At 57.4% G+C, this 26,365-nt stretch carries 22 protein-coding genes and 1 pseudogene; 8 read left to right on the top strand and 15 right to left on the bottom strand.

What is annotated here, in order from left to right:
* The coding region (locus N434_RS26005) for a hypothetical protein (RefSeq protein ID WP_210206056.1) at positions 1 to 278 on the top strand (278 nt) is incomplete at its 5' end.
* Positions 279 to 374: 96 nt separating this feature from the next.
* Here the strand turns inward: N434_RS26005 and N434_RS24395 are convergent.
* From N434_RS24395 to N434_RS24420, 5 genes and pseudogenes are all read right to left on the bottom strand, one after another.
* Positions 375 to 711 (bottom strand): annotated as a pseudogene (locus N434_RS24395) (DUF1612 domain-containing protein); the annotation flags it as partial.
* Between the two features lie 598 nt (positions 712 to 1,309).
* Positions 1,310 to 4,951: a YobI family P-loop NTPase gene (locus N434_RS24405; RefSeq protein WP_110760657.1), complete on the bottom strand. Its 3,642-nt coding sequence runs from the start codon at positions 4,949 to 4,951 to the stop codon at positions 1,310 to 1,312.
* A 587-nt stretch (positions 4,952 to 5,538) separates the two neighbouring features.
* Positions 5,539 to 7,017, bottom strand: a complete 1,479-nt coding sequence (locus tag N434_RS24410; RefSeq protein WP_110760681.1) for an alginate export family protein — start codon at positions 7,015 to 7,017, stop codon at positions 5,539 to 5,541.
* Positions 7,018 to 7,224: 207 nt separating this feature from the next.
* Complete coding sequence (locus N434_RS24415) at positions 7,225 to 7,683, bottom strand: VOC family protein (protein WP_286172395.1); 459 nt, start codon at positions 7,681 to 7,683, stop codon at positions 7,225 to 7,227.
* A gap of 153 nt (positions 7,684 to 7,836) precedes the next feature.
* A complete protein-coding gene (locus N434_RS24420; RefSeq protein WP_110760659.1) occupies positions 7,837 to 9,642 on the bottom strand; it encodes an amidohydrolase in 1,806 nt (601 codons plus the stop codon).
* A 239-nt stretch (positions 9,643 to 9,881) separates the two neighbouring features.
* On the opposite strand from N434_RS24420, the gene N434_RS24425 reads away from it, so the two are divergent.
* Entirely contained in the window at positions 9,882 to 10,790 is a 909-nt protein-coding gene (locus N434_RS24425; protein ID WP_110760660.1) for a LysR family transcriptional regulator, read from the top strand.
* A 220-nt stretch (positions 10,791 to 11,010) separates the two neighbouring features.
* Here N434_RS24425 and N434_RS24430 read toward each other — a convergent pair whose 3' ends face one another.
* The 6 genes from N434_RS24430 to N434_RS24455 all read right to left on the bottom strand — a co-directional run bounded on the left by N434_RS24430 (position 11,011) and on the right by N434_RS24455 (position 15,714).
* Positions 11,011 to 11,352 (bottom strand): hypothetical protein, encoded by a 342-nt coding sequence (locus tag N434_RS24430; protein WP_110760661.1) that lies wholly within the window; start codon positions 11,350 to 11,352, stop codon positions 11,011 to 11,013.
* A gap of 68 nt (positions 11,353 to 11,420) precedes the next feature.
* Complete coding sequence (locus N434_RS24435) at positions 11,421 to 11,708, bottom strand: GNAT family N-acetyltransferase (RefSeq protein ID WP_110760662.1); 288 nt, start codon at positions 11,706 to 11,708, stop codon at positions 11,421 to 11,423.
* Positions 11,709 to 11,795: 87 nt separating this feature from the next.
* The gene (locus N434_RS24440) at positions 11,796 to 12,731 is read right to left on the bottom strand and encodes a pirin family protein (RefSeq protein ID WP_110760663.1); all 936 of its coding nucleotides are present in this window, start codon (positions 12,729 to 12,731) and stop codon (positions 11,796 to 11,798) included.
* Between the two features lie 154 nt (positions 12,732 to 12,885).
* The gene (locus N434_RS24445) at positions 12,886 to 13,776 is read right to left on the bottom strand and encodes a LysR family transcriptional regulator (RefSeq protein ID WP_110760682.1); all 891 of its coding nucleotides are present in this window, start codon (positions 13,774 to 13,776) and stop codon (positions 12,886 to 12,888) included.
* Positions 13,777 to 13,811: 35 nt separating this feature from the next.
* Positions 13,812 to 14,843: an Atu2307/SP_0267 family LLM class monooxygenase gene (locus N434_RS24450; RefSeq protein WP_110760664.1), complete on the bottom strand. Its 1,032-nt coding sequence runs from the start codon at positions 14,841 to 14,843 to the stop codon at positions 13,812 to 13,814.
* 208 nt (positions 14,844 to 15,051) lie between these two features.
* The gene (locus N434_RS24455; protein WP_110760665.1) at positions 15,052 to 15,714 is read right to left on the bottom strand and encodes a hydrolase; all 663 of its coding nucleotides are present in this window, start codon (positions 15,712 to 15,714) and stop codon (positions 15,052 to 15,054) included.
* Positions 15,715 to 15,868: 154 nt separating this feature from the next.
* Between N434_RS24455 and N434_RS24460 the strand changes: the two genes are divergently transcribed.
* Positions 15,869 to 16,753 (top strand): LysR family transcriptional regulator, encoded by an 885-nt coding sequence (locus N434_RS24460; protein WP_110760683.1) that lies wholly within the window; start codon positions 15,869 to 15,871, stop codon positions 16,751 to 16,753.
* 371 nt (positions 16,754 to 17,124) lie between these two features.
* On the opposite strand, the gene N434_RS24465 is transcribed toward N434_RS24460, so the two are convergent.
* From N434_RS24465 to N434_RS24480, 4 genes are all read right to left on the bottom strand, one after another.
* Entirely contained in the window at positions 17,125 to 18,081 is a 957-nt protein-coding gene (locus N434_RS24465) for a quinone oxidoreductase family protein (protein ID WP_110760666.1), read from the bottom strand.
* A gap of 64 nt (positions 18,082 to 18,145) precedes the next feature.
* Positions 18,146 to 19,144 (bottom strand): homoserine dehydrogenase, encoded by a 999-nt coding sequence (locus N434_RS24470; protein ID WP_110760667.1) that lies wholly within the window; start codon positions 19,142 to 19,144, stop codon positions 18,146 to 18,148.
* Positions 19,145 to 19,159: 15 nt separating this feature from the next.
* Positions 19,160 to 20,920, bottom strand: coding sequence for a monovalent cation:proton antiporter-2 (CPA2) family protein (locus N434_RS24475; RefSeq protein WP_110760668.1), 1,761 nt, complete (start codon positions 20,918 to 20,920; stop codon positions 19,160 to 19,162).
* Between the two features lie 223 nt (positions 20,921 to 21,143).
* Complete coding sequence (locus N434_RS24480; protein ID WP_110760684.1) at positions 21,144 to 21,884, bottom strand: SDR family NAD(P)-dependent oxidoreductase; 741 nt, start codon at positions 21,882 to 21,884, stop codon at positions 21,144 to 21,146.
* 191 nt (positions 21,885 to 22,075) lie between these two features.
* On the opposite strand from N434_RS24480, the gene N434_RS24485 reads away from it, so the two are divergent.
* The 5 genes from N434_RS24485 (at position 22,076) to N434_RS24505 (ending at position 26,100) form a co-directional block, all read left to right on the top strand.
* Positions 22,076 to 22,942 carry an AraC family transcriptional regulator gene (locus N434_RS24485; protein ID WP_286172397.1) on the top strand — a complete coding sequence of 289 codons (867 nt, stop codon included), beginning with the start codon at positions 22,076 to 22,078 and terminating at the stop codon, positions 22,940 to 22,942.
* A gap of 157 nt (positions 22,943 to 23,099) precedes the next feature.
* Complete coding sequence (locus N434_RS26250; protein WP_210206057.1) at positions 23,100 to 23,339, top strand: L-alanine exporter AlaE; 240 nt, start codon at positions 23,100 to 23,102, stop codon at positions 23,337 to 23,339.
* A 336-nt stretch (positions 23,340 to 23,675) separates the two neighbouring features.
* Positions 23,676 to 24,512: an alpha/beta fold hydrolase gene (locus N434_RS24495; protein WP_110760670.1), complete on the top strand. Its 837-nt coding sequence runs from the start codon at positions 23,676 to 23,678 to the stop codon at positions 24,510 to 24,512.
* Positions 24,513 to 24,611: 99 nt separating this feature from the next.
* On the top strand, positions 24,612 to 24,980 hold the full coding sequence (locus N434_RS24500; RefSeq protein WP_110760671.1) for an ethanolamine utilization protein: 369 nt from the start codon (positions 24,612 to 24,614) through the stop codon (positions 24,978 to 24,980).
* Positions 24,981 to 25,086: 106 nt separating this feature from the next.
* On the top strand, positions 25,087 to 26,100 hold the full coding sequence (locus N434_RS24505) for an alpha/beta hydrolase (RefSeq protein ID WP_286172396.1): 1,014 nt from the start codon (positions 25,087 to 25,089) through the stop codon (positions 26,098 to 26,100).
* Positions 26,101 to 26,365: the final 265 nt, after the last annotated feature.

Genomic DNA, 26,365 nt, shown 5'->3' on the forward strand with positions numbered 1-26,365 from the left:
CCTCGCTGAAAACATGCGAGGGAAGGTTGGAACATGGGTCAATTCTCAATGGAAATATCACGCCACGCCGGGTCAGTTCTCAGTGGCAATCAACAGTCGCTAGACGATCGACGGAAATGGTACGGCTGGCGGATGGCAAGCAGCTGCTGAACAAGATGAGGTCGCACTACAACAACACCGGCAGATGGGAAGGACATCTGACCAAGACCGTAACGAAGGGCCAGTTCGCTGTCGACTTCCGAGCTCTCTTGCTCGAAAAGACTGGTGCGAATGCTTGATAAGTCAACGCAGAGTCCAGTTCTAGACTGGTTGTGGGCAATAAGAGCGTGTAACATTCGCCTAGAGCATCAAGCAGCGACTGCTGCAGGGCTTCCCCGCACCGCCTGCGGCGTCACATCGGGCGTCTTCGCCATCATCCGGACCGACACCAATGGCTTTGCCATGACGAGCTCGACCAGTCCCGGCAATCTCGAAGACGTTCGTCTTCCCCACCAATTTCCGTTCCATCACCTGCCGAGCCAGCCCCAGCCCGTCATGTTCTTTCGTTCCGGTCTCGGCGGCTGCCAAGAAACCATGGGCGATGGCGAGCAGTCGCGTCTCCCGCTCGCGATGCCGGCTTGACGCAGGGTCGAGGCGCAAAACAGCCGACCGAACCAAGGGGCATGCTGAAGCCCCGGACAGCTCGTTCCAGGCATCGAGGGCGATGATCGCCTACAGCACCGCCGCCATTATGCCGCGAGACAATACTCGTTGTATGACATTCCTTCTCGCACGGGCGTCTATGGCATCATCGGGAAGATATGCAGTCGGCGTTGGCGCTTCCGGCCTACAAGAGAAACGCCCTTGACCTGCTGCCACTATCGGACACGCGCATGATCAGCGCTTACGGCCAGCCCACCGCTTTGCACCTGCGGGTTTTGGAATTTGTGTTTTATGACGGGGATTTAGCGTTTGATCGCAGTGCAGTGGCGCAGTGGATCGTAGTATTGGGCTACTGCGGGATAGCATGGCGTGCTGTAGAGTGGTTGCGGGGGCCTGACTGCATGGAGACTTGTAAATTCTCAGCCTCAAGTCGGCCCCGCATTGACAGTTTCCGTTTAAGTCAGAGGCGGTTATTGTGCACAGTAATCTAACCGCCGGAAAGGGGCCGAGAGGAGTCTGTCAGGTTTAGGGAATTGGGGTCTGGTGAACTGACTTTTGGGAGAACCAACAACCTAGTTAGCCGCCGGCAAGAATTCCAGAACCATCAATCTTATGGCATCTCATTGAAACCTGCCGTCTACTAAAAGACTGTATAACTACCATTTTGTCATCGTCTTTTGAGATTTACGCGTATCTGATCACCTAGGAACCAACCACCTCCCTCGCTCCACGAAGAGATGATTCCGCGAGTCTCAAGCCATTGGACCAATTCACGATTTTCATCTGATCTTGGCAATCTTGGAGTGTGATATCCTGTCGTGATCTCAGAAAACGGATCTGGAAGCGCCGCAAGCACTTCGCGCGCTTCGTCGACCGTCATAGTCGAGTTAAACTTGTTGAACAGGGAAATCTGCGTCTCAACGGGCCTTGAATTCAGGATCAGTGACCGCGCTTTAGCGGCATCGATGCCGGATATACGAACGTTGGTGCGGTCAAGAATCGGGCCTATGAGTGCCGCTCGTTTGGGCAGTTCCGTTAGCGTATTCAAATCGATCAGGTCGATTATCTCGCGCTTATGGTCATCTGCTATGTCGGCTTGAAGGAGCCCTTCCCGGAAGACGTCGTCGAGACCGAACATGTCGGGATCAGTGAGATAAGCTTCGATGTTTTCCGCCACGAAAAGGACCGGCAAGTCTGTATTGACATCTAGGCTTTCGAGGGTCTCCGTTGAAAAGGTGATCTTGCGCTGCTCTATGAGCGTAGTGAGCTTTGAAGAATCGAGGCTTTTGGGAAAATTCTTGAACGTATTGGGTAACGCTCGAACATATTCCCGGTAACTGTCATCGCTCAGTGCATTCGCGTTAACAAGGAATTGGCGTAGCGGCAGTGTCTCGGGATCGTTACGCAGACTGTGCTTCAGAATTACCGCGCGCACATCTTTCCGATCAAGATAGGCCACCAGGATTTCCGCCGTGAAGCCACTGCCTCCCATGAACGAGGTACAATTCTCCCATGTCGGCGCGATACGTCCCAGCTCAAACACCATGGCGTGGAATTTCTCCGGAACACCCTCCAGCGTTAGCAGGAGAGCCGTTTGTCGACCGAGAAATTCACGAAGATTGTCTTCGTCAAGTTCCTCCCGGCCTAGGAGATCGGTTATGGCTGCCGCATCTTCCTCAGAATTATTGTGAAGCTCAAGGAGCACGTCGCTAAGATAGATATCAAGATCGCGTTCGACCCTGGTGATCAAGGCAGAATCTGTGAGCGAACGCAGCGTAGTGTAATTGCGCTCGCGAAACGCCGTGAGATTGGTCTCGCCTATAACGTCGCGATAGATGTGTTCCACATTGGCAATCGAGAGTTCAAAAAGGCCCCGTCTTACCATGAAGCGCACGATGCCGGTGAACTTCCCTATTGCCGGAAGGTCTCGAACCTCGAAGCCAATGCGCTCGAGGCGTTCGGGTGCCAAGTCAGGTGCAAGTGCCAGAATTTCAGGGAGTTTCTCCGCGACGAAATCAGGGAACTCGTCGCCATCGCGTGCTAGTGTTTCTAGCGCCCTTTCCGGCAGGTTGGTTACCAATTGTGTGATATGGGAGAGATTGCGCTTGCTGGCGATTGCCGTCGGAACGAACTGCTTCCATTCGTCAGCCAGGCGGGAAAGCAACTTGGGGACGGCGCGTCCCGAGGCGTAGTAGGCCTCTAAGAAATCTTCGCAGCCTTCGAAATGGGACGCGATGAACTCGAAAAGCTTACGAGTCTGATCGCTGTAGCGGGATGCCTCGTTCAGAAGGCAGTCAACCAATTTGACATTAAGAACATAGCTTTGCCCGAAGTCCGTTTCGCGCATCGCTGCGATGACCTCATTCGGGTTGTCAATCTGAACGTCGGGGGCGGGAGTAAAGAACGCCCGTATCTGGATCAGGAACTTGTTGTCATTGGGTGACAGCCGACCAGAATGGAACAGCGACGTATATTGATAATACGTATCGTCGAGATGGCCTTCTAGAATCAAGAAGCGGGCCAACTCGCCCTTCTCGCCGAAGCCGTCGAAAAGATCAGTCACACGGTCGGCGCTTGAACGCACGAGTTCATTGAATTTGGCTGTTCGAAGTGTCGCGATCTTCGCTCTAAGCTCGCGAATCCTTTGCAAGCTCTCGCTCTTGTTGGCCTCAGTTTTGCTTTCGATTTCCACTTTGCGCTGAATGTAGGTTTTCTGGCTAGCCACCTCGTTCTGCAAGGCGGAGATATCGATCCGCTGACGGTTATTATAGACATCGCGGTAGGTAATATGCGGAACTGCGATTAACTGTTCAAACGCGTCGTGCTCAACAAGCGAGTGAAGTGGGATCCAAGATTGCCCGTCAAGGCTGATGCTATTGACGTTCGCAGGAAGCATCTGAACGAGCGTCATTGCGTAGATTTGGCGCAATTCTTTTAGATCAGAAGGTGTCTGCCTTTCGGCAACGTCAATCTTTCGTTCGATTTCCGCTATCTCTGCCTTACAGGCCGCCTCCTCGTGCGCAACAAGTTCATCGTGGCGGCCCAGAATGTCAGCGAGATTGCCTTCGCCCCGGTGCAGTTGTTCGAAATCCCTAGGGTAGACGTTCTTATATATCAGGATCGCAAGAAGCTTGTTGGCATTGAGAGTATTTTCGTCGTCGGTCTCCAAATTGGCGACGTAGATAGCATATTCATTGAAGATATTCTGAATAAGTCTCAGGTCGTTTAGATACCGTGAGACCTCTCGAAGGAACTGTCGATCAAGACGACCGTCGAGTTCAAGCCTCTTTCCCTGCTCCAGCACCATATCAATCGAGTTAGAAGCATTTATGATAGGAATAACAGGGATGACGAATTCGAAGAACTTGGTCCGGTCTGTATTAACAAATACGTCGTCGCGCAGAGCGTAAAGAAATCTAATAGTTCGCCTGACTCCCGCGTTCGCATTCACCAAGCTGTTTATTTCACGCAATGTCACGAATATTTCCGCATCTTCGAATCGATCTAGATCCTCAATTATTACGAGATCATAATCTGTTGATTGGAAGAAGTAGATAATTTCATCCAAATGACGGTTAAGTATTGAATCTAGATTGTCTGATGCTGGTCTTATTTCTATGTCCTTTAGAGAGATGCTCTTGAGTGACAGCCCAAAGCTGGCGACATAAAATTTGTGCAGCGCAGCCCACAAAAAAAGCAACGAAAACCCGAAGACTCCGAAATTAGGCCAATTGCTGAATGCGAGTGGATCGAAAAAGGTGCCGCTGATTATCAGTTCCCGTTTTGTGAATACGTACCATAGCGAAAGTAAGCCGAACATGATGTACAGCGATTTGAAGATCGACAAGATGCCCGGGGATTGAATTCGTTTAAATCGCGACAGTGGAAGTTTGTTGGCATCTGCACCGTACAGCATTTGCTGTAGTATGCTTCTTTCAATCTCCTGCCGGCTCACTTTGAGACTTGGGGTGCTAGCTTCTTTGTCGCTTGGCGGGCTGGCTTCTTTCACGAACGCCGCGAGAGATATGTGAAGTGGAGGTCTTCGGTATCTTTTCAGGAACGATTGGATGATGCTGCTTTTTCCTGAACCATAAGGCCCCGTCAGCGCTATATTGTTCACCTTCGGGTCTGTCGTGGCGAAGAGCAAAGCTTCGGAATATACACCATCCTTGTCAGCTTGGTCGGTCGGTGCAAGATTTACAAACTTTGCTTTTGTGACGGCGGGTCGACCAATACCTTCCAAGAAGACGCCGAAACTAATGAACCAGCCACCCAGCCAATTTGTTAGTGTTGCAATGCGTTCGCCCATAAGTAACCTAACTATCACCGATCCAAGCGATAAATATCACTGAGGAGCCGGAAAAACCTACTTTTCATCTCCAAGAACTCCGCATTTGAGAATCGATCACTAGAGTCCCACCGTCCGCAATCATAGCGGGAAGTGGCCATCGGTAATAGTCTCGATGATTGGCAGCTTTCGGGTTGTCACGCTATCCGCCGCAACGACCGAGATGAAGGCGCTAAGCGGAAATTATTTCCACCCCACGCAATGGTCCCAGGTGTAGGCCTCGGACCTAAACGCGCAGTGACTTGTAAATTCAGCTAGATAGCTCCCGCATTGGCGGCAATTATTTCCGCCTCTAACATATCCAGCAGCAACTGGACAACCGCACCGGCGATGCCTTGATGATGCGGCTGAGTTGAATATGCACTCTGCACCACGCCGCTCAAAGGCCGAGCCAGTCCTTAAAGCGATCGATGAAGCCCTTCCTCTTTTCCGGCACCTTGAGCGGCGCAGAAGAAGTGGCAGATTAGCGCCATGCGAGCCCATTTTCGGCTTCTGGATGCCGAAAACCGGATGGGCCTATTTCGTAGTGCTGCGTATAGTCGGCATTGTTACCAGACCAGCTTCAGCTCTGCCCTGAAATAATTGCTATCGCGGCCGCCCACAGCTTCGAGCGCCGATCCGACCTGGTAATGAACAGCCTCCAGTGACCCCGTGAGATTGGGATTGAAGCGGTAGTCGGCCTTGACTTGCAGATAAGCTCCAGTCCATGCTGGCCCCTTACCCGCTGTGCCAGCGACGGGAACGCTTGGCAGGGTGTAGACGGCGTCCTGTGTCGTCTGTCGCCAGAGCAGTCCGACCCCGGCCATCAGGGTCAGGTCTTCTGTCGGCTGAACGGTGACCGATGGTTTGATGTGGACGAGGTTGGCGTATCCGGTATGACCACCGAGCGAGAAATAGAAGCCGTTCGGAAACAGCGGATTGAAGGTGCCGAGCGTGCCGTCTCCCGCATCGCGGTCGCCCGATGCGACATCGAACTGCAAGCCGATCCGCGGTGACCAAGTGAGGTCCTCGAAGGTGTAGCCGGTCCTCGCACCCACGGCCCAAGCTAGAATGTCGGCGGAGCCGACCTTGCCAACCTGTCCCATCGCTTCCGCATCCCAGTCGAAACCGGCATATTTGCCGGCCGTCCGGATATTGAAGATATGTCTGTCCTCCTCACCCGACGCGGTGAGAAAGATGGCGTCCTTGCGCTGATAAATCGCGTAATAGGCGGAGGCTTCAATATCCGGCGAAAGCTGTCGCTCGACGCGGGCACCGCTGAACATTGCGTCGCCGCTCGATCGATCATCGAAAGGATCGTCATCGCGATACTGAACAGGCTGGCTGACAAGACCATAGAAGCGCCATGCATTCGTCTCCCATCCGGCCCAGATCGCATCGAAAGACTGGCGGACATTCGGCCCATCGCGCGTCGAAACGAACCGCTCCAGGTCAAACGCGAAGTCCTGGCGACCGACCCTTGCCCTGAACGTTCCGGCGTCGGTCTCCTGCGTATAGCCGATGAATGCTTGCCGAAGGTCAATTCGGTTTGCGTCGTTAGGGCCGACCACCGTCTTGTCGAATGCACGCACATCCTCGAACTGCGTGAACAATTGCCAGTTTTCATTCAGGTGAACGTCGATGTTGAACTGCGCGCGCTGTAACCAGTAGGAATCTCTGGGGTTCGCAGGCACGGTCCCGAAAGCCGGCGCATCACTGACTTCGAAGATCTCGCGTAGATTAAGCCCGAACGAGATATAGCTGTCGGGATTCGAGGGAAACAACGGAATGTATTTGAGACGATCCAGCGGCTCAGTCCGCAGCTTCGGATCTGCGAGAAGCGACCAGTCCTCCCGCGACCTGTCGGCTTTTATCGACGGCCTCTTCTGCTCCAGGAGTAATTCATCCGCCCCCAAGGCTGACCGGTAGTCCCATTGAGCGAAGGCAAGGGCGGCAAGCGAAAGCAGGAGTGCCTGCGTATATCGAGCGGATTGAAGGCGAAACGCTAATGATATGCGGGGCAAAGCAATTTTCTTTTTGCCGATCATCGGCACACTCTTCGGCTTTCGCCACATGGGAACGTCCTATTTGAGTTTTTACGGGGATTGCGGCCAACCGCGAAGGGCCAGGTGAAGAATGGCGCGCGCGGTCATCCCAGTTGCCTATCGACTGGCTGAAGGTCGGACCCGTAGCCCGGTGTGTTTTTGCGTGCAATCTGTCGGACTCGTCCGCGGGGGCTATGCTCCGCCGCGCGGTTAAATGGCCTCGGTCAATTCAATAACGTTCCCGAAAGGATCGGCGAAGAAAGCGATCTTGCGGCTGATCTCGTCGACCTGAAACGGTTCAGTGAGAATCCTTACGTCGCGGCGACGCAGCTCGTCCAAAGCGGCTTGGATGTCCGCGACAGTTAGGCAGAAATGGTGGTAGCCGGCGTATCGCAAGCTATCGACCAAGTCCTTGTAAGGCGGTAGTGGGTGCGGGCTCGGGTCGCCACCGGCAAGCAGTTCAACCATGAACCGATCGTCATTTGGCGGCGCGAGAAAGGCGAGCTGTTGATCACCGTGAGCCCACATGTGGATGACACGCCAGTCGAGCTTGTCCTGATACCATTTTATGGCGACGTCCCGATCAGGAATTCGGATCGCAACGTGATGTCCGCGCATATCGGCGAAGGGCGATGATGTGCTCTGAACCTGTGGGTTGAAGTCAGGCAATTTATATTCTCCTTGATGCAACGGCAGACGCCTTGCCGCGCTTTATTTCGATGAGGGGTGGGCATTCCCTGTCGATTTGGAATGGTTCGGCATGGCGTCGAAACCTTGGTCCAATGACTGTTCAGGGAGAGCGCTGAAGACCTTCCGCCGGGTTCATTTTTCCCCATAGTAGGTGCCGAAGTATTTCACGGGCGACCAATCCGGAAGAATTGAGGGCAGCTGCGGCGACAGACCGCTATAGTCCTGCGCGCCAAACACGACCCTGCCGTCCATGACGGTCAGAACGGAAGAAACGGATTTGATCTGATCCTCCGGCACCGAAAAGTAATCCCTGTCGAGAACAGCGAAATCCGCGAGATTGCCGGGGGCGATGAGGCCCATTTCGGATTCCGTGTTCATGAACCACGCTGCGCCACTGGTGAACAGTTTCAGTGCCTCCGCGCGGGAAAGGCGATTGTCGCTGGCAAGAATCTCGGATCCGGACACCGACTTCCCGGACACCATCCAGCTTAAAGCGACCCACGGATTGTACGTCGCTGCCCTGAAGGCATCGGTGGTCATGGCCAGAGGAATACCGCTATCCACAAGCATGCCCAGTCGCGGCGTCTGCAACGCCTTTTCGCGACCATATGTTTTTATGAAACCATCGCCGTGCAGCGCCATCTTGGCGTCCAGGGCAATTCCGCCGCCCAGCTTCTTCACCCGGGCGATGTTCTCCGGACTAATGGTTTCGGCGTGTTCGAGGCTCCATTTCAGGCCATCGAGCGGGATCGTCTGGTTCACCTTCTCCAGACCGTCGAGAAACGGGGAGATGTTCTCGTTATAGCTGATGTGCATGCGGAACGGGACACGCCGCTGGACGAGCTTCATCACATCCTGCTCGACGAAACGCCGCATCCTCTCAGGCTCGATAATGACCGCCGGGCGGTCGAAATTCTCATGATCATGCACTTCCCCGCTTAAGACCTCCCCGGCACCCCGATATTCGTGGCCATGTGCCAGGTTTGGATGCAGGTTTTGTCCCGGACTTATCGGCGCCGTTTTGGTGATTGCCTCGATTTCCAGGTCCACCATGTTTATCGGCCCACCGTCGCCGAGTTGCAGGTCCACAAAGGGCATACGCACGTTGAGGCGGCTATCCCGCGCAAGCACGTCGACCCTTGCCTGTGCCTCCGGGTAAGGAAACCTGCCACCGTTATCGATGATCGAGGTCACGCCAAAGCGGTTGAGACCGTGAATGCTGTAGATCAACGAACTCACTTGTTCGTCGAACGTGGCCTGCGGCACCATGGCCTCAAGGGCGAGAAACAACCAGGTATAGCCGTGGACCGCACCGGTGAGATTGCCGCCGCCGTCCTTTTCGAATTCGACGTCCGGTATCTTCGGGAACCGATCGGTTCCGACGCCAAGCGCTTCCATCGCCTGCCTGTTCAGGAAGGCTTGGTTGTAGGCATATTGCACGATCATGGGCCGGTCAGGCACGGCGGCGTGCAATTCGTCCAGTGTGGGAAAGCGGTTCTCCTCAAACTGGTAGGGCGACCAGCCCCCGATCACCTTGACCCATTGCCCCTGTGGGGTGCGTTGGGCCTGCTCGCTCAGCATCGTCAACGCCTTGCGCAGCGTCGGCACGCCGTCCCATCGAACATTGTACGTGTAAGCCAGATCATTGAGAACGTGGATGTGGGCGTCGATGATGCCGGGTATCAGCCTGCGGCTGCGCGCATCGACAATCTCGGTACGTGAAACCTTGAGGTCGAGAATATCCGCATCAGAACCGACGGAATAAATGCGCCCTTGCTTGACTGCCAAAGCCGAAGCTTCGGGCTGAGCACGGTTGCCGGTGAAGATCTTTGCATTGAAAACGATCAAATCGGCGCCGGGCTGCTCCTGCGTCGTTTGTGCCTGAACCACCGAGAAAGATAGACTTGTCACAAACGCGATGCATATTTTCCTGATCATTTTCCCCTCGATCGACTGCTTCTCTAATTGCGCAGATGCGGAAGCCCGCTCCTTACGGACGTCGCGACTGGTTGACGTGCGTTAAAGCTGTCGCGAAACGTCATCGCTTCCCATCCGTCGTTGCAGGCGCCTCGTCAAACGGCGCCGTGGCAACCATGTCGAAGTAGAGAATGCCATTGCAATTTCGGCTACGGTAGGCCATCAAAGTGACACACCATGTCGCGGAATAGGAAACACTAATGGACATCGAGGAACTGCGCACTTTCGTGGAGGTTGCTGATGCCTCTGGCGTCACACAGGCAGCGCGCCGACTTGGCGTTTCCAAATCGCTCGTCAGCCGGCGGCTTGCCAGGCTTGAAAACCATCTCGGCGTCCAGTTGCTGGCGCGCACGACTCGCGGCGCATCCCTGACCGAAGCCGGCGCGACGTTTCGCGAGCACGCTGCCAAAATCTGCAGCGAGTTTGATATTGCGAGAGAGGCTATTCTCCACTCTGAAGATCTCCGCGGCCGATTGCGCGTCGCTGCACCGCTGTCTTTTGGGCCGACGCATTTTGCTCCCGTCCTTTCCCAAATGGCGCTAAGACATCCGCAGCTGAAAATCTTTTCTTCCTACACTGATCGTTTCGTCGATCTTGTCGGAGAGGGTTTTGACTGCGCTATCCGGGTCGGCTACCTTCAGGATTCTGCACTCCTCGCAAGGCGTGTCGGATCGGTCTGCGGCATCCTGGTCGCAAGTCCTGAATACATCGAGGCCCACGGCGCTCCCGTATCGCCAGATGAAATCGTCAATCATCAAGTCGCAATGCGAGGCGACGAGAGGTGGCAGTTCAAGGATGGCGACAAGATTGTCACATTGCTTCCGCAGGGACGTTTCATAGCTGACAACGGGGTTTCGTTGGTCTCTGCCGCCCTGGATGGTGTCGGGATCTCCTATCTTCCAGAACCCCTTGTTGAGGACCATATTTCCTCAGGTGCACTTGTCCCCATCATGACGCGTTATCCTATTCCGGCAGCCGGCATCTTTGTCGTAAGGCCGCCCGGCCAGCATCCTTCGCGCAAGGTGAGGACCCTCACTGAGTTGCTCGCAGAACGCTTTGGGGCCGCGACCATCAATGACGGTGTACCGAGCCTCGGCAAGTACGGTTGATGAGCTTGCCGTAGCAAAGTCTAAAGTGCGATGTATTGCGAACAGTTGCCCCGGTCGAATCCAGCGGCGGGAAAAACCGGTCGCCGCGGTTCGAGATGGCAAGCGCGGGTCATTGCTTCCCTACGCCATGGAGTACCGATTACATCGAAGAGGCGTTGGCGACGAAAGGTGCAACCGACGCATGATAACGCCGCCCTCACTATCGATGCACAACCCATCGCTATTTTTCCGGGTAAGGCTCAATGTCTGCGGACCAATAGTGCCTGGCGATGTTCTGGGCGTTACGGATAACGTGATAGGCGATCTTAGGGTTTCCGCCTTCGAAGGTATCCGGGTCTGCACCACACATGAGGCAATACATTCTCTGATGAACGACTGCCGCAAAGTATTGCAATGCTGGCGCAGCATCTTCGTGGCCGATCGCTCGCATTTCCTCGAGCGCCCGTTTGGTTGCCTCGTCCAGAGCACAGGAGACCGCGACAGCAAGCGTCTTGTCAGTGCGACTGATGACCTCGGCGATCTGGCGGTCTGCCAAAGTTCGATCAGGTGTGTTTTCGGCCATTGTTCATCTCTCTGCAAGCAGCTTGAAAAGCTCGCCACCGGCTCTGGCTCATTGTTCGGTTGAATTTTTCACTTTCTTAAAACATCCTGCCATTCCGCGTGGCGCTCGATCTGCGCTTTGGCGAATGGGCAAAGCGGGATGATCGCGATGCCGTCCCGTCTGGCATCCTCAACAGCCCGGCGGACCAATTGCTCGCCAGTTTTCCGGCCACGCAACGCAGCAGGAACATCAGTGTGATCGATGATGATCAGCTTTTGCCCCGCACGACTGTATGTCATCTCGGCTTCGTGCCCATCGACGACGATCCGGTAGCGTCCCTTGGATGCGCCATCTTCCCGCTCAACCTCTTCGCTCATCACATGTCCTCCATCAGCAAGTCTGTGTTCATTGTGCCAATCGCCCATCCAGCGGTGATCTTCTCGTTGAAGTCGGCCCGCAGAAAATCAATCGGGCAAGGGAATGTGCTCATCCCTGTCGTCGGCTGGAAGATCGAAACGCCCCTCCCCCCAGTTTCCTGCACGCCATTCGGCTTTAGCTTCTTCGATGCGTTCCTTCGAGGAGGCGACGAAGTTCCACCAGATGTAGCGTGGTCCTGAAAACGTTGCGCCGCCAAGCGCCATCAGCCTTGCACCCTGACCGCCTGCGGTGACTGTGATCCTGTCACCGGGGCGGAACACCATCATCTGCGGCGCTTCAAAGTCCTGGCCAGCAATCGAAATTGAACCTTCCACGATATAGAGCCCGCGGTCCTCGTGATCGTCCGGCAGGGGCAGACGTGCACCTGCTTCGAGCGTGACATCGGCATAAAAGGTCTCGGAAAACATCCTCGCAGGAGCTACCGCGCCATAGGCGTTTCCCAAAATAAGCCGGACCGTCACGCCGCGATCCTCAATTATCGGGAGCGCCTGTGTTTCATAATGTTCGAACATCGGCGCCATGTCTTCGTGGCTATCAGGAAGCGCAACCCAAGTCTGGATTCCTAGCAAGCTTTGCGGCCCGCTGCGGCCTTCAGGTGTAGTGCGCTCGGAATGCGTGACACCCCGGCCCGCAACCATCCAGTTCAGGGCTCCAGGTCGAATGATCTGATCGGCTCCTGTGCTGTCACGGTGATGGAATTCGCCGCGATAGAGATAGGTGACGGTGCCAAGGCCAATATGCGGATGCGGCCGCACATCAATGCCCTGTCCAGTCAGGAGTTCAGCAGGCCCGACCTGATCGAAGAAGATGAATGGCCCCACCATTTGACGATTCGGCGCAGGCAGGGCGCGTCGAACTTCAAAGCCGCCGAGGTCGCGCGAACGGGGAATGATGAGGGTGTCAATCGCATCCAGACCGATCCCATCAGGACAAGCTGGTGCCAAGGAGGGATTCCAACTCATGCGCGTTCTCCTCTTTGCTCTATAAAATGGACCCGCGCGCTTACTCTTTTACGAGCCGGCCCACCAAACCCGACACTAAAAATAGAAAGCGACGGCGACTAGCTGCGGATAGCGCTACGCTGTGTCGCCGAAGGCGCAACACGCTGTCGCCCCATCACATCTCGACGTCCCAACAATGCGTGTCATTCTCAAAGGATTTGATCAGGAACTCGGAGAGAACCCGTACCTTTCGGGACGGATGCGGGCTGGGAGGCCGCACGACATAGACTCCGCCGAGGGGTAACGGAAAGTGGGTCATGACTGGAACGAGCGCCCCTGACACGAGATATTCTTGGGTGACGCAATCGGGGAGCCAGGCGATACCCAGCCCTTCAGCAGCAGCAGTCGCAAGCGCCATGCCATTGTCAGTCCTGAAGCGGCCTTGCGGCTGCACAGTGACGATCTTGTCGCCGTCCATGAATCGCCACGTCTCCGCACCAACCAGAGCCTGGTGGGACGCGATGTCTTCCGGCGTCTCGGGCGCGCCATGCAATTTGATATAGTCCGGGCTCGCCACCAGCTTACCATAGATCTGGCCGACCCGTTTTGCGATCAGGTTTGAATCGCGAAGTGAGCCGACACGGATCGCACAATCAAACCCGTCAACGATGAGGTCAGCAAACCGGTCGCTATAGTCGGCATGGATTTGAAGCTGGGGATGCTGGCGCGCCATTTTAGCAAGAACCGGAGCGAAATGGACCGGACCCGATGTGAGCGGAACTGCTACGCGGAACCGTCCACGAAGATCACCTTCCGGCAGGACCGCCTCGCGCGCGACGTCGATTTCAGCACAGACTTTTGCCGCGTGGTCGCGAAACAGGGCGCCAGCCTCCGTCAGGCCGGCTCCCCGTGTCGTTCGTGCAAGCAGCTGGATCCCAAGCGCAGCTTCGATTCTGGTTAGGCCACGACTGACCATCGACTTCGAAACGCCCAGTCGTCGCGCAGCCGACGTGATCCCTCCCGAGTCGGCGACCTCCACGAATATCCGCAGATCTTCGATGTCCATCTCGCGTTCCTCCGTCATGACGATTGGCAGGGCTCCTATCGTGCCGCTCTGACGATCGGAGCGACCTCGGTCCCCAGAAGTTCAATCGACCGTTTCATCGCTTCCGTTTCGAGCGACGCGGTACTCATCTGGAATGTGATGCGGGAAAGGTCGCCAAGCGTTTCGCTGGCCTGCAGCATCTTGGCCGCAACGGTCTTCGGATCACCCACCAGAAATGCGCCGCCGGCCCCCGCCATCACTTCAAACTGCTGGCGCGTGGGCGGCGACCAACCGCGTTCACGGCCGATCTTCGTCGTCAGATGCGCCCATCCGGGGAAAAAGGCATCCTTCGCCGCCAGATCGGTTTCAGCGACAAAACCCATCGCATGAACACCCACCTTCAGCTTCTCGCGATCATGTCCGGCGCGTTGACCGCTTTCGCGATAGAGATCGACAAGCGGGCGGAAGCGGTCGAAGCTGCCGCCGATGATCGCCACGGTCAAGGGAAGCCCGAGTGCGCCGGCCCGCGCGAAGGATTCCGGCGAACCGCCTGCTCCGATCCAGACGGGGAGCCGCGATTGATGCGGACGTGGAAAGACCCCCTGCCCTTCGAGTGGCGGACGGAAGCGGCCTTCCCAGGCGATATTGGTCGTTTCTCCGAGCTTGAGAAACAGGTCGAGCTTTTCGGCAAAGAGTTCGTCATAATGCCGGGTATCAAGGCCAAACAGGGGATAGGCCTCGATGAAGGATCCCCGGCCGACGACAAGTTCGGCGCGACCTTTGGAAATCAGGTCAAGGGTTGCGAATTCCTGGAAGACGCGCACCGGATCGGCGGCACTCAGGACTGTGACTGCGCTTGCTAGCCGGATCCGAGTGGTGCGAGCCGCGGCCGCAGCCAGGATAACAGCCGGGGCCGAATCGAGAAACTCGCTACGATGATGTTCTCCGATACCGAAGACGTCGAGGCCGACGCGATCCGCGACAGCGACCTCCTCGATAAGCTCGGCCATGCGATCCGTCGACGATGGGAGCTTGCCCGTTCTAGGATCCGGCAAGATCGCTGCAAAACTATCGATACCTATTTCCATGCCTGGTCCCTGCGAATTGAGTGAATTGTCTGCCGCCACGGTTACCGGGCCGATTTCGTTTCGACGGCCATATAAGTGCCGTCATGACGGCAAACGGCGCCGGGACGCCGTTCTGCCAGGCATGAGCGTTCTGGAGTGGGGATGGCGAGGTTCGAATGACGCCGTGGCGGTGATATCAATTCGACATTCCGCCATCCCGGTCGCACTTTTACAAACCGGCTTTGCTGGCCGCCTTTACGGGCGTGTTGAGGAGCTGCTGTTCCCAAAGATAGGCAATACCACTGCCGGCAAAATGCTGGATGAGAATCTCGGTCAACTGCTCGACATGCCCGGTACGCGCCCAATCGCGTTGCCATTCTCCAGCGAGTGCCATCACGGTCATCGGGTTCGCGCCGGCAGCGATCATGCGCTGGACGGCAACTTCGTGGGACTCCTTCGAAATCCCGCCTGACGCGTCGGTGATCACAGTCACGTCCCAGCCTTCGCCGGCTGCCTGGATGACTGGCATTGCGACACACACCTCGGTCCACAGGCCGGCGATAATCAATTGCTTGCGGCCGGTTGCCTTGACGACGTTCACAACATTTTCATCCTGCCAGGTGTTTACCCAGGTACGATCGATGACCTTCTGGTCCGGAAATACATCGGTGATCTGCTTGAAGAGAAGTCCGCCTCGATCCGCGATCACGCTGGTAAGAATGGTCGGAACGTCGAAGGCTTTTGCCAGCTTCGCCAACGCGGTCGTGCTGTTGACCACAGCCTGCGGATCGTGACTGTTCAGGTTTGCGAGCTGATAGGGCTGATGATCAATCAGGACGAGAACAGAGTCTTCGGGACGAAGAAGTGAGTCAAGGCCGTTACGGAAGGTCATATATAAATTCCTAGGTTCGCGGTTGGTTGGGACAGGTTGCCGGAGGGATAAAGCGCCCTCCGAAGCACCGTCTGCGAAAGAACCTTGTCATTCCCGATTTCGATGCGGTAGTCATCGTTTGCGCCGAACAGTGTCGCGGAACGAGGAACGCAGCATGGACATCGAAGATCTGCGGACGTTTGTCGAGGTTGCGGATGCGGGCGGAGTGACGTCTGCTGCGCTTCGGCTGGGCGTCTCCAAGTCAATGGTGAGCCGACGGCTCGTAAGGCTTGAGGCCGAGCTTGGCGTCCAGTTGCTTGCAAGGTCGACACGTGGGGCTTCCCTGACGGAAGCGGGCGCCACTTTCCGGGACTATGCGGCCAGGGTCAGCGCCGAGATCGATATCGCCAAAGATACAATCCTGCCCGCCGGCGAACTGAGCGGTCGCCTGAGAGTTGCCGCGCCCCTGTCGTTCGGGCCCACCCACTTTGCATCTGTCCTTGCGGACATGGCATTGCGCCATCCGCAACTGCAGATCCAGACCAGCTATAGCGACCGTTTCGTGGACCTGATTGCGGAAGGGTTTGATTGCGCGATCCGGGTCGGCACACTTCAGGATTCCAATCTCATCGCGAGACGCGTTGGCCCCCTGTACGGAAACTACGTCGCAAGCCCCGCCTATATCAAAGCTCACGGCTCCCCGGAAACGCCGGAGGAACTTGTGGCGCATCAGGCGCTGATGCAGGGCATGGAAACCTGGCAGGTGATGGACGGCGACAAGATCCTGACCATTCGCCCGCAGGGCCGTTTCAAGGCCGACAACGGGGCGGCTCTTGTCGTCGCTGCCGCGGCCGGTTTGGGTATCGCCGCGCTCCCCGATGGCCTCACCCAGAATTATCGGGATTCCGGGGCGCTGGTGACAGTCATGAAAAATCATCCGCCGCCACCGGCCGGAATCTATGTCGTTCGCCCGCCGGGACAGCACCCCTCAAGAAAGGTCCGCGTTCTGACCGAAATGCTGATCGAGTGTTTCGACAGCGGGGGGCAACGAACCGACTAACGATATCGCTTACCGGCTTGCAATACATGCAGTAATGGCCGGCGCCTTCGGTGACAAAAGTCCTTCCGCTGAACGGAGAGAGATCGAACACACGGTGGGCGGCCTCGTATCGACCGGTGGCACCGTGGCGACCTCCGATGATGACCTGAAGAGACTGTATCAGAAGCTCAGGAACAAGGTTGAACGCGGCGAAACCAAGAAGTTTTGCTCGTTCGCGCTGCTGCTTGGGATCGACAGAACAAGTGCCGGATATGAACGTGTCTCATCAAAACCCGTCGGCCGATGGACATTCGCGGCAACTGTTCCTCAACGAGGTCCGCTCCATTCCGGCGGCTTTCCTGCCGCCAGATCAGTTTTTCGGCGCCTCCGCGTCAGGGTGTCATCACGACGCGGCCCAACGGCCTTGCCGTTTCGGCATATTCATGTGCCTTTGATGCCTCTCGCAGAGGGAAGACCCGATCGATCACGACATCCACTCGTCCTTCCGCCACGGCTTCCAGAAGTTCATCAACCGTCCGATGCACAGCAGGCCGTTCGAACAGCGACCCCATGAAAACGCCGTGAAGCGTCTGATTGTTCTGCATGGGCGACCAGAGATCGACGTCGAGACCGCCACCGCCAGCGTTTCCGACGAAGACGAGACGTCCCTCGACGGCAAGCGCGGAAAGGGAGGCTTGCAAGGTCGATCCAACGGGGTCAATCACGAGATCAACTCCCCTGCCATCGGTCAACCGACGGACTTCCCCAACAATATCCTGCTCAAGTCGATCGATGACATGCGAAGCGCCAAGCGCAGTCAGACGCGCTTGGCGTTCGCGACCACTGGCAACCGCTATAACCGTCGCCCCCGCTTGACGCGCGAGCTGAATGGCCGCCAGACCAACACCGCCCGCGGCCGCCTGGATCAGAACCGTCTCCCCTTCATTTAGCCGGCCCTTGGTGATGACACAGTGGCGGGCCGTCCCGAAGGAGATCGGCAGTGCCGCGGCTTGCACAGTGCCGACGTCATTCGGGATCAACCATGTGCGAGAGGCGGGCACAGACCATAGTTCGGCATGCGATCCCTGCATGTCGAAGGCCGTCACCCTTTGACCAACGCTTCGGTCCCTCACGTTTTCGCCAACCGCAACAATGGTCCCGGCAGCCGCATAACCAACGATCCAAGAGGATCGCTGCGGTGTCGAGCGCCGGTTGATCAAGTCGCCGCCCTCAATCGAAATCGCCTCGACGGCAATTAGCACGTCCTGCGGCCCACAGACGGGATCGGGCACATCTGCGTACCTCAAGACTGTCGGCGGACCGGGGTTGTCATAGACTGCAGCTTTCATGCGATGTTCCTTTCCCGTTGGGACCTCTTGCCTTGAGTGGTCGCGGTGGCTGTATCGCCCGGTTTCAGACCATCCTTACCGCCAGGATATGTTCCAGATCTTTCAAGGCTGCGGCGGCCGTCGCAAGCGGCTCTTTCCCAGCCCCAATCGCGAGCGTCTCGCCCATCGCATCGGTGACGATGCGGATCGCCTTGTCCTTGCCGCGGATATTCGCGAGAGGATCGGCAAGCGGATAGGTCCGGATGCCGACCTCGGCGCGGATCGCACCGTTTTCGCGCCAAAGGCGGCCAACGAGTTTCGGGACAAGCCCCTGCCCGCGCCACGCCTCGATCCGTTCCGCGGTGACCGACTGGATACCCGCTACGGTCAGATCGCTCATCGTGAGGTCAGCACCCAGTCCGAAATTGGCGAGGATCAGCAGCTTGCAAGCAGTGTCCCAACCCTCGGTGTCATTGCGTGGATCAGCTTCGGCGAAGCCGCCAAGCTGTACCTCCCGCAATGCCTCCTCGAAGCCGATCCTACGTGTCGTCATTGCATCGAGCAGATAATTGGTCGTGGCATTCAGAATGCCCTCGACTTCGAGCACCTCGCAGCCTTTGAGACTATACTCGACCAGATCGATCGTCGGCAGCGCGGCCGCGGCGGCGCCGCTGAGCTTGAGCATCGCGCCGGAGCCTTTGGCAAGCGCCCGCAGTTCCCGCCCGCTATGAACCAGCGCGCCCTTCGATATCACGATCGTGTCACGCCCACCCGAAAGCGACGAACGAAGATAGACAAGCCCCGGGCCACCGGTGCGGAAGTCACTCGGGCCTGCCTCGATCAGGATATTAGCGCCGCTTTCCTCAATGAAAGTTGGCCCGGAGAGCCCATCCTCCAAGGTGGAGAGGTGCACCTCTTCCAGTCCATCCGCGCTCTTTGCCCCGGACCGGGACCCACAGACGGCCACCAGGCGAATATCTGCGCTGTGGACGTCGCGATAACGCCTCCGTCGGGACAGAAGCAGGCTTGCTGTCGCCCGTCCAACGCTGCCGAAGCCTGCTATCGCAATCCTCACCGTGTTCATCGTCCCGCTCTTCCATTATTTCGCTGCCACACCGCTCAGCGGCTCGGGAACGGGTCCGAGATGCAGGTGATCCATGCCGGACATGGCGTCTCCCTGCACCTGTTCGGACAGCCGCTCATTGTCCCGCCGACGAACGTCCTCTGCCGCTTCCTCCACGTCAAGCTCGGCATAACCCAGGGCGCGCAAGCCTTCCGCCCCCATCCTGTAGGCGGATTCGACGGTTTCGCGGATCTGGTAGTCGACGCCGGCGCGGATCAGGTCCACGGCATGGCCGCGATCATAGCTGCGCACCAAAATCTTGGCCTGCGGGAATTCATGTTTGGCCAGTTCCGCGATCTGCAGGGCGGCCTTCGGATCGTCGATGCAGATCAGCAAGGCCTCGGCCGAACCGGCGCCGGAATGGTGCAGCGTGTCGAGACGCGTGCCGTCGCCGAAAAACACCTTGAAACCGAAACGCCCCGCGTCCCGAATACGGTCGGGGTTCATGTCGATGACGGAAAGGTTGACGCCCTTAGACAGAAGCAGTTGCGAGGCAATCTGGCCGAAACGGCCGAAGCCGATGACGAGCACCCTTCCGCTGAGATCACGCGCCGCCTCGACACCCTCCATCGACGCTTCGCCGCGCAGCAGCCGATCCGCAGCGATCATCAGCAGCGGCGTCAGCGCCATGGAGAATATGATAACGGTCGTGAACAACGCATTCTCGCGCGGATCGATCACCCCGCCAGCGGTTGCGGCAGCATAGAGCACAAAGGCGAACTCGCCGCCCTGCAGGAACATCGAGGTACGGTGCAGGGCCTGGTGGCTGGAGCCGCCGAACAGGCGGGCAACCGCATAGACCGCCACACCCTTGGCGATGGTGAAGGCGGCCAGCATGGCCAGCAGAAGCCGCCATTCGGCTGCCACCACGGCAAGCTCCAGCGACATGCCGACTGCCATGAAGAACAGGCCCATCAGCAGGCCGCGAAACGGCTCGATATCGCTTTCGATCTGGTGCCGATAGCTCGAACTCGAAAGCATCACGCCGGCAAGGAAGGCGCCCATCGCCATGGAAAGCCCGGCACCCGCCATCAGCAAAGCGGCCCCCAGCACCACCAGCAGCGCGCCGGCCGTCATCACCTCTCGGGTCCTTGCCCGCGCCAGAAGGGCGAAGAACGGGTTCAGCCCCCATTTCGATACGCCGAGAAGAACGAGCAGTGCGCCGAGCGCCAGGAGAACATCCACCCATCCCGACTGTCCCTGCGAGAGTGGTGACAGAAAGGCGACAACTGCCAGAAGCGGCACGATCATCAGGTCTTCGAAGAGAAGGATGGATACGGATTTCTGGCCCTCCGGGTAGGAAATCTCACCACGATCCTGCAGTACCGACATGATGACGGCTGTCGACGACAGCACGAAACCCGCGCCTGCGACGAAGGCCACCGTGGCAGGCAGGCCGAAGACCAGCACACCCGCCAAGGACAGGGCGGTTGTCGCCGCCGCCACCTGCACGAGGCCGAGCCCGAAAATCTGGCCGCGCATGGCCCAAAGCTTGTGGGGTCTGAGTTCCAATCCGATGATGAAAAGGAACATCACCACGCCGAGTTCGGAGAAATGCAATATCGACGCGGCATCGGTGAACAGCCCGATCACCGACGGCCCAACCAGCACACCGGCTGCGAAATATCCGAGAACCGAGCCCAGGCCAAACCGCCGAAACAGGGGAACCGCGACCACGGCCGCTCCCATCAGGACAATCGCCGGTCCAATCGTCTGCCCCAAGCTCGCTTCAGCCATACACTCACGTCCCCGGTCTCTTGTTTTGCAGCGGCCGGCAATAGGCCTTGCTTGGCCGACCCGCTTCTCATTGAGTTTGGTATCGTTGCGGCGCTGGCACGAATAGTCGCGGCATCGGCAAAACACTGTCGCGAAAATGGGAACGCGACTTATGCGACTGGTCCGCCAGGGGCGAACGCAGGTTGCCTGTTTGCAGTCGAGCAACCACAGCCGTCACCAAGGACTACGCGAGAGCGCCACCGTCCACCGTAAGGATGGTGCCGGTAATCTGCCGGGCGGCCGGTGTCGCCAAGAAAACAACTGCAGCTGCAACATCCTCTGGCTGGTTAAAGCGACCGAGTGCGCTCAGACTACGCTGGTAGTCTGCAAATTCGCCCGTCTCCGGGTTCGATTCCGTGTTTGTCGATCCTGGCTGCACGAGATTGACCGTTATGTCTCGGGGCCCCAGTTCGCGCGCGAGACCGCGGTTAAATGCCTGGAGCGCACCTTTGGTCATGTAGTAGACCGTGCCAGGTACACCAGCGATGCGATCTGCGCCCGCCGATCCGATGGTAATGATGCGCCCACCTTTCTTGAGATGGGGAATTGCGGCCTTTGCAGCGAGAACCGGTCCGCGTACGTTAACGGCAAGCAGTGCGTCGATATCATCGACTGTGAAATCTGCGATCGTGTTATATCGCGCGATCGCCGCATTGTTGACGAGAATGTCGAGACCGCCCAGCGCACGGACGGTTTCGTCCACTGACCGCTGGATGGCCGAAGGATCCGCGCTGTCGGCCTGTAGCGCGATGGCCTTGCCCCCCTTCGCTTCGATAGTCCGGACAAGTCGCTCCGCGCTGTCTACGGATCGCTCGTACGTTATCGCGACGTTTGCACCCTTCTCGGACAACGCAATTGCAATCGCCTCCCCGATGCCGCGCGACCCACCGGTCACGAGCGCATTCTTTCCAGCTAGTTCATGCATAATCATACCCTTTGCTTTCTCTGTCACCATATTACCGATTTCGAGGTCCATTCCTCGCCACTGGTTGCTCCGACAGGCTTTCGTTCAGCCGTAAGATAGACGGCAACGATGCAGACAGCATTCCCGATCTTCTCAGATACTTGCCTGATCCTGCCAAATCACGACATACTGACACGATGCTAAACTTGGTGATGCCGACCACACACCTGCTGAAGGATGTCGCTCCGTTTATCCCGGAACAGGGAGGAACCATCGGCCTTCCCACGCCAGTTCCGCGCCTGACGCTTTGGACCAGTACAAGGGTGACGTCGCCTACTCCGGCCGTGTTCGAACCGATGTTCTATGCTGTCTTACGCGGAACAAAGGTCTTGATCATGGGCGCCAATCGGTTCGAGCTGACAGCGGGTACCTGTGCAGTCTCGTCCTTCGGCCTGCCCTACAGCCACCAATTGACCGGGGCCAGACCCGGTCTGCCTTATGTCGGCATCAGTCTTCATCTTGATGCCGACATCCTGATGCGCGTCATGCTCGATATGCCCAAACGCGAGGATCGCTGGACGTGCGCAGTCGCCGCAGGCGATCTCGACGGGTCGGTCGGCGATGCATTCACTCGCCTAGTTGGGTTGCTGAACGAGCCAGAGGATATTGGCGCGCTGGCACCACACTACGAGTTCGAGCTTTATTATCGCCTTCTCCAAAGCTCGATGGGCGATACCCTCCGACAGGTTGGCAAACGGAACGACCGGTTCCAGCAACTCAAGGCAGCAGCCGATTGGCTCGCCGTCAATCACAGCGAGGTTGTCAACATTCCTGAACTGGCAGCGTCATCTCATATGAGCGTCACAAGCTTTCACAGACATTTCAAGGAAGTTACGGGATTCAGCCCACTCGCGTTTCAGCGTCATATCCGCTTGCTTGAGGCACGCAAGCTCCTTACCGGCGGAAGCACCAGCGTATCGCGCGTGGCATATGAGGTGGGTTACAAAAGTCCGTCGCAGTTCAGCCGCGAGTACAAGAGCATGTTCGGCAGCGCGCCGATGGCTGATCTTGGGCGGTGAACTCAGTCGTTTCCGCTAATAGAAAAGGAAATTTGAGCATTTAGGCCGGCACACAATCCAGGCGGGTGAACAGCATTCGGTATCTCTTATCAGGTTTTTTGGTGAGCTACGCGATGGAGGGCAGGCTTTCCACCTTCCATCGCCATGTCCTGCCCTAATGGCACTTCTAAGCTTTCAGGCGCCACTCTACACCGCGATCATCTCCTTCAGCGGTGCGACCGGTAGCCGCCTTATCCGAGGGGTCATTGGAGCAGCGGCAATTTCGTACGCAGCCTCTTCAGTCTTCCGTCAGGCGGCTCGAAGCCGAAACATAAGGCCCGCGAGCGCCAAACTCGTTTGTGTTCCGCTTTTTGCGACACAGCTTTGCATGAAAGCGGCCTATCGGTTCACGTCTTGAGATGCCATCAAGTCTCAACGCGAGTTGAACGGGTGCTCCAGCAAGCCTGCAAACGCAAGTTTTGAAAGAACCAAACTCCCAATTCTCTAGCCGCAGGTCCGAGTGCTCTTGCCAACGCCGCAACGGCCACAGGACGAAGCTGTTCTGCAACGCCACCTGTTTTTAATCAGACCAAGGGACGAGTCGATGCATCGCTATTTTAGTCTGGACCTGCCGCTCAGCCGCCGCGAGGCTCTGACCTCTGCAGCAGCCGTTGCTGCCAGTTCAATATTTTGGCCGCGCCACGTGCGAGGCGACGAACCTGCCACAATTAAATCATCAGAAGGAGAGCGTAACATGGGCTTCGTGACCACAGACGACGGTGTACAGATTTTTTACAAGGACTGGGGCCCGAAAGATGCCCAGCCAATCGTGTTTCACCATGGATGGCCTCTATCGTCCGACGATTGGGACGCGCAGATGCTTTTCTTCCTGTCGAAGGGATTTCGCGTAGTCGCACATGACCGGCGCGGGCACGGCCGCTCGGAGCAGGTTGCCGAAGGTCATAACATCGACCATTATGCAGCCGACGCTTTTGCCGTAGCCAAGGCCCTGGACCTGCGGAGCGCAGTTCACGTTGGCCATTCCACCGGCGGCGGCGAAGTCGCGCGATATGTGGCGCGGCACGGCGAACCGGCCGGTCGTGTTGCCAAGGCCGTTCTAGTTGCCGCCATTCCGCCGCTGATGCTGAAGACCGGCAGCAATCCCGAGGGCACACCGATCGAGGTCTTTGACAGCTTCCGTTCAGCGCTGGCCAGCAACCGTGCCCAGTTCTTCAGAGACGTTCCCTCCGGTCCGTTCTACGGGTTCAATCGCGAGGGTTCGAAAATCCATGAAGGCGTGATCCAGAATTGGTGGCGACAAGGTATGATGGGTAGCGCCAAGGCACATTACGACGGCATCAAGGCATTTTCGGAAACCGACCAGACAGAAGATCTGAAGGCCATCACCGTTCCGACACTGGTAATGCACGGCGAGGACGACCAGGTCGTTCCGATTGCGGCATCAGCTTCAAAGGCGGTCAAACTGCTCAGGAATGGCACGTTGAAGACCTATCCCGGGTACTCACATGGAATGCTCACGGTCAACGCCGATGTTCTGAACGAGGATATCCTGGCTTTCATTGCCAAATAGCAGGCTCCATCAATTCGGGCCGCTGCGTCATCAACCGTTGCGCGGCGGTCACTCTATCAACCCATCCCTCGCTCGGCTCCAATCTTCAGGAGACAGCCCATGACCGTTTACAAATTCGCCATTGCCGACGCGTTGTTTGAACGCTCGCCGGGGCAGGAAGGTGAGATCTTCACCGGCAACCTGCTCGACCAGCGCCACGGCGGGCCAGTCACCATCGGGTTCGGGCGCTACGGCCCGAACCAGGTTCTGCAAGAGACCATGTCCGTACACGACACGATGATTGTCCTGGAAGGAAGCATAACTGTCTCAGACGCACATGGATCGCAGACAGCGAGGCCTGGCGAGATCATTGCAATGCAGACAGGCGACAAGGTGACCATCCGTTCTCATGAGACGGGCGCCGTGACCGCCTATGTGACATTTCCTCATTGGCAGCAGCCAGAACCCACCTCATCGAGCTCGACGTGATGTGGACGATCGATTCTGCCGACCTACCGTTGCGTTTGTCGGCGTGGGTCATTTGCGTTGGTTCGGGTAGTTGCACAATAAACCAAGTGTGAACAGGAGTGCCCGCTTGAAGAACGAACAGAACCTCTCCCCCGTGGAAGGTGTACACGTCGGCGAACGGATCATTCCTGTACCAACGTCGATCAGTCAGGAAGCGCAGGCCATGCTGCGCGCAGCCGTACAATATAACGGCACACCACTCAATGCGCTTTATCCAATACCGGCACCAAACGATCGGGCAGCTTGGCGTCAGTTGCAGGCTGCAGCCGAGGCCCATTACGCCGCGGCTCTCAATGCAGCAACGAATGAAACAAGCACCGAGATCGAAACGCGGCGCCTGGGCACCGCAACTGTCCATGTCGCGTTACCGGAAAGCCCGCGGCTCAAAGACTGCGTTTTCATCGACCTGCATGGCGGCGCGCTCGTATTCGGTGGTGGCGATGCCTGTCGTGAGAGCACACGGCTACAGGCAAACCGGCTCGGGATGACCTGCTACGGTATCGACTACCGGATGCCACCCGACCACCCCTATCCGGCAGCGCTCGACGACTGCCTGGCGGTGTATCGGCACGTGATCGATCACTATGGGGCCGATCGCGTCGTACTTGGCGGTCGCTCGGCCGGTGGCAATCTTGCCCTCGCCACCATCCCGCGGGCACGCGATGAAGGCCTGCGGTTTCCGGCAGGCGTCGTCTTGTTGTCTCCGGAATTAGATCTGACGGAATCGGGCGACAGCTTTCAAACCAACCGCACCATCGATGTCGTGCTTCCCAATCCCCTTATGCGAAACAATCTGCTTTATGCGGGCGGTGCCGACTTGGCGCATCCGTATTTATCCCCGCTGTTCGGAGAGATGTCGGCCGAGTTTCCGCCGATATTCCTGCAGAGCGGAACGCGTGACCTGTTTCTCTCCAATTCGGTGCGGCTCCATCGCAAGTTGCGACGCGTGGGAGCCCCGGTCGAACTTCATGTGTTCGAGGCGATGCCGCATGGTGGATTCTCGGGGTCTCCGGAAGATATGGAGCTTGCGGAGGAAGTAGCCCGTTTCGTCACCGAATGTCTCCAGGCATTCGTTCCCTGACGATCCAAAGCTTACTTCGATGGATCGAAACGGTGATCTGTTGCGAACGAACCAACAGCGATATGATTTGGAGACGCCCCTCAATGCGGGCTTGTTTCGCTCGCAACCGGATGATAGCACTGACAGCATGAGAACATACCTCGCCAACGCCACGATGATGATGCCGCGCTCCTAGCGTGGCGGATTTTGTGCGCTTGTCATGCACCTTAGACCGCCCTTGAGGCGGTTTTTTCATTGGTCGATCCGCCTTGAAGGAAATGCAACC

Source organism: Rhizobium sp. UGM030330-04, from assembly GCF_003208455.1.
GTDB lineage: Bacteria > Pseudomonadota > Alphaproteobacteria > Rhizobiales > Rhizobiaceae > Agrobacterium > Agrobacterium rhizogenes_A.

Excerpts from the sequence above, each read along its gene's own strand:
- N434_RS24405 (WP_110760657.1), bottom strand. The coding sequence starts at position 4,951 with ATGGGCGAACGCATTGCAACACTAACAAATTGGCTGGGTGGCTGGTTC.
- N434_RS24410 (WP_110760681.1), bottom strand. The coding sequence starts at position 7,017 with ATGATCGGCAAAAAGAAAATTGCTTTGCCCCGCATATCATTAGCGTTT.
- N434_RS24420 (WP_110760659.1), bottom strand. The coding sequence starts at position 9,642 with ATGATCAGGAAAATATGCATCGCGTTTGTGACAAGTCTATCTTTCTCG.
- N434_RS24425 (WP_110760660.1), top strand. The coding sequence starts at position 9,882 with ATGGACATCGAGGAACTGCGCACTTTCGTGGAGGTTGCTGATGCCTCT.
- N434_RS24430 (WP_110760661.1), bottom strand. The coding sequence starts at position 11,352 with ATGGCCGAAAACACACCTGATCGAACTTTGGCAGACCGCCAGATCGCC.
- N434_RS24435 (WP_110760662.1), bottom strand. The coding sequence starts at position 11,708 with ATGAGCGAAGAGGTTGAGCGGGAAGATGGCGCATCCAAGGGACGCTAC.
- N434_RS24440 (WP_110760663.1), bottom strand. The coding sequence starts at position 12,731 with ATGAGTTGGAATCCCTCCTTGGCACCAGCTTGTCCTGATGGGATCGGT.
- N434_RS24445 (WP_110760682.1), bottom strand. The coding sequence starts at position 13,776 with ATGGACATCGAAGATCTGCGGATATTCGTGGAGGTCGCCGACTCGGGA.
- N434_RS24450 (WP_110760664.1), bottom strand. The coding sequence starts at position 14,843 with ATGGAAATAGGTATCGATAGTTTTGCAGCGATCTTGCCGGATCCTAGA.
- N434_RS24455 (WP_110760665.1), bottom strand. The coding sequence starts at position 15,714 with ATGACCTTCCGTAACGGCCTTGACTCACTTCTTCGTCCCGAAGACTCT.
- N434_RS24460 (WP_110760683.1), top strand. The coding sequence starts at position 15,869 with ATGGACATCGAAGATCTGCGGACGTTTGTCGAGGTTGCGGATGCGGGC.
- N434_RS24465 (WP_110760666.1), bottom strand. The coding sequence starts at position 18,081 with ATGAAAGCTGCAGTCTATGACAACCCCGGTCCGCCGACAGTCTTGAGG.
- N434_RS24470 (WP_110760667.1), bottom strand. The coding sequence starts at position 19,144 with ATGAACACGGTGAGGATTGCGATAGCAGGCTTCGGCAGCGTTGGACGG.
- N434_RS24475 (WP_110760668.1), bottom strand. The coding sequence starts at position 20,920 with ATGGCTGAAGCGAGCTTGGGGCAGACGATTGGACCGGCGATTGTCCTG.
- N434_RS24480 (WP_110760684.1), bottom strand. The coding sequence starts at position 21,884 with ATGCATGAACTAGCTGGAAAGAATGCGCTCGTGACCGGTGGGTCGCGC.
- N434_RS24485 (WP_286172397.1), top strand. The coding sequence starts at position 22,076 with ATGCCGACCACACACCTGCTGAAGGATGTCGCTCCGTTTATCCCGGAA.
- N434_RS26250 (WP_210206057.1), top strand. The coding sequence starts at position 23,100 with ATGGCACTTCTAAGCTTTCAGGCGCCACTCTACACCGCGATCATCTCC.
- N434_RS24495 (WP_110760670.1), top strand. The coding sequence starts at position 23,676 with ATGGGCTTCGTGACCACAGACGACGGTGTACAGATTTTTTACAAGGAC.
- N434_RS24500 (WP_110760671.1), top strand. The coding sequence starts at position 24,612 with ATGACCGTTTACAAATTCGCCATTGCCGACGCGTTGTTTGAACGCTCG.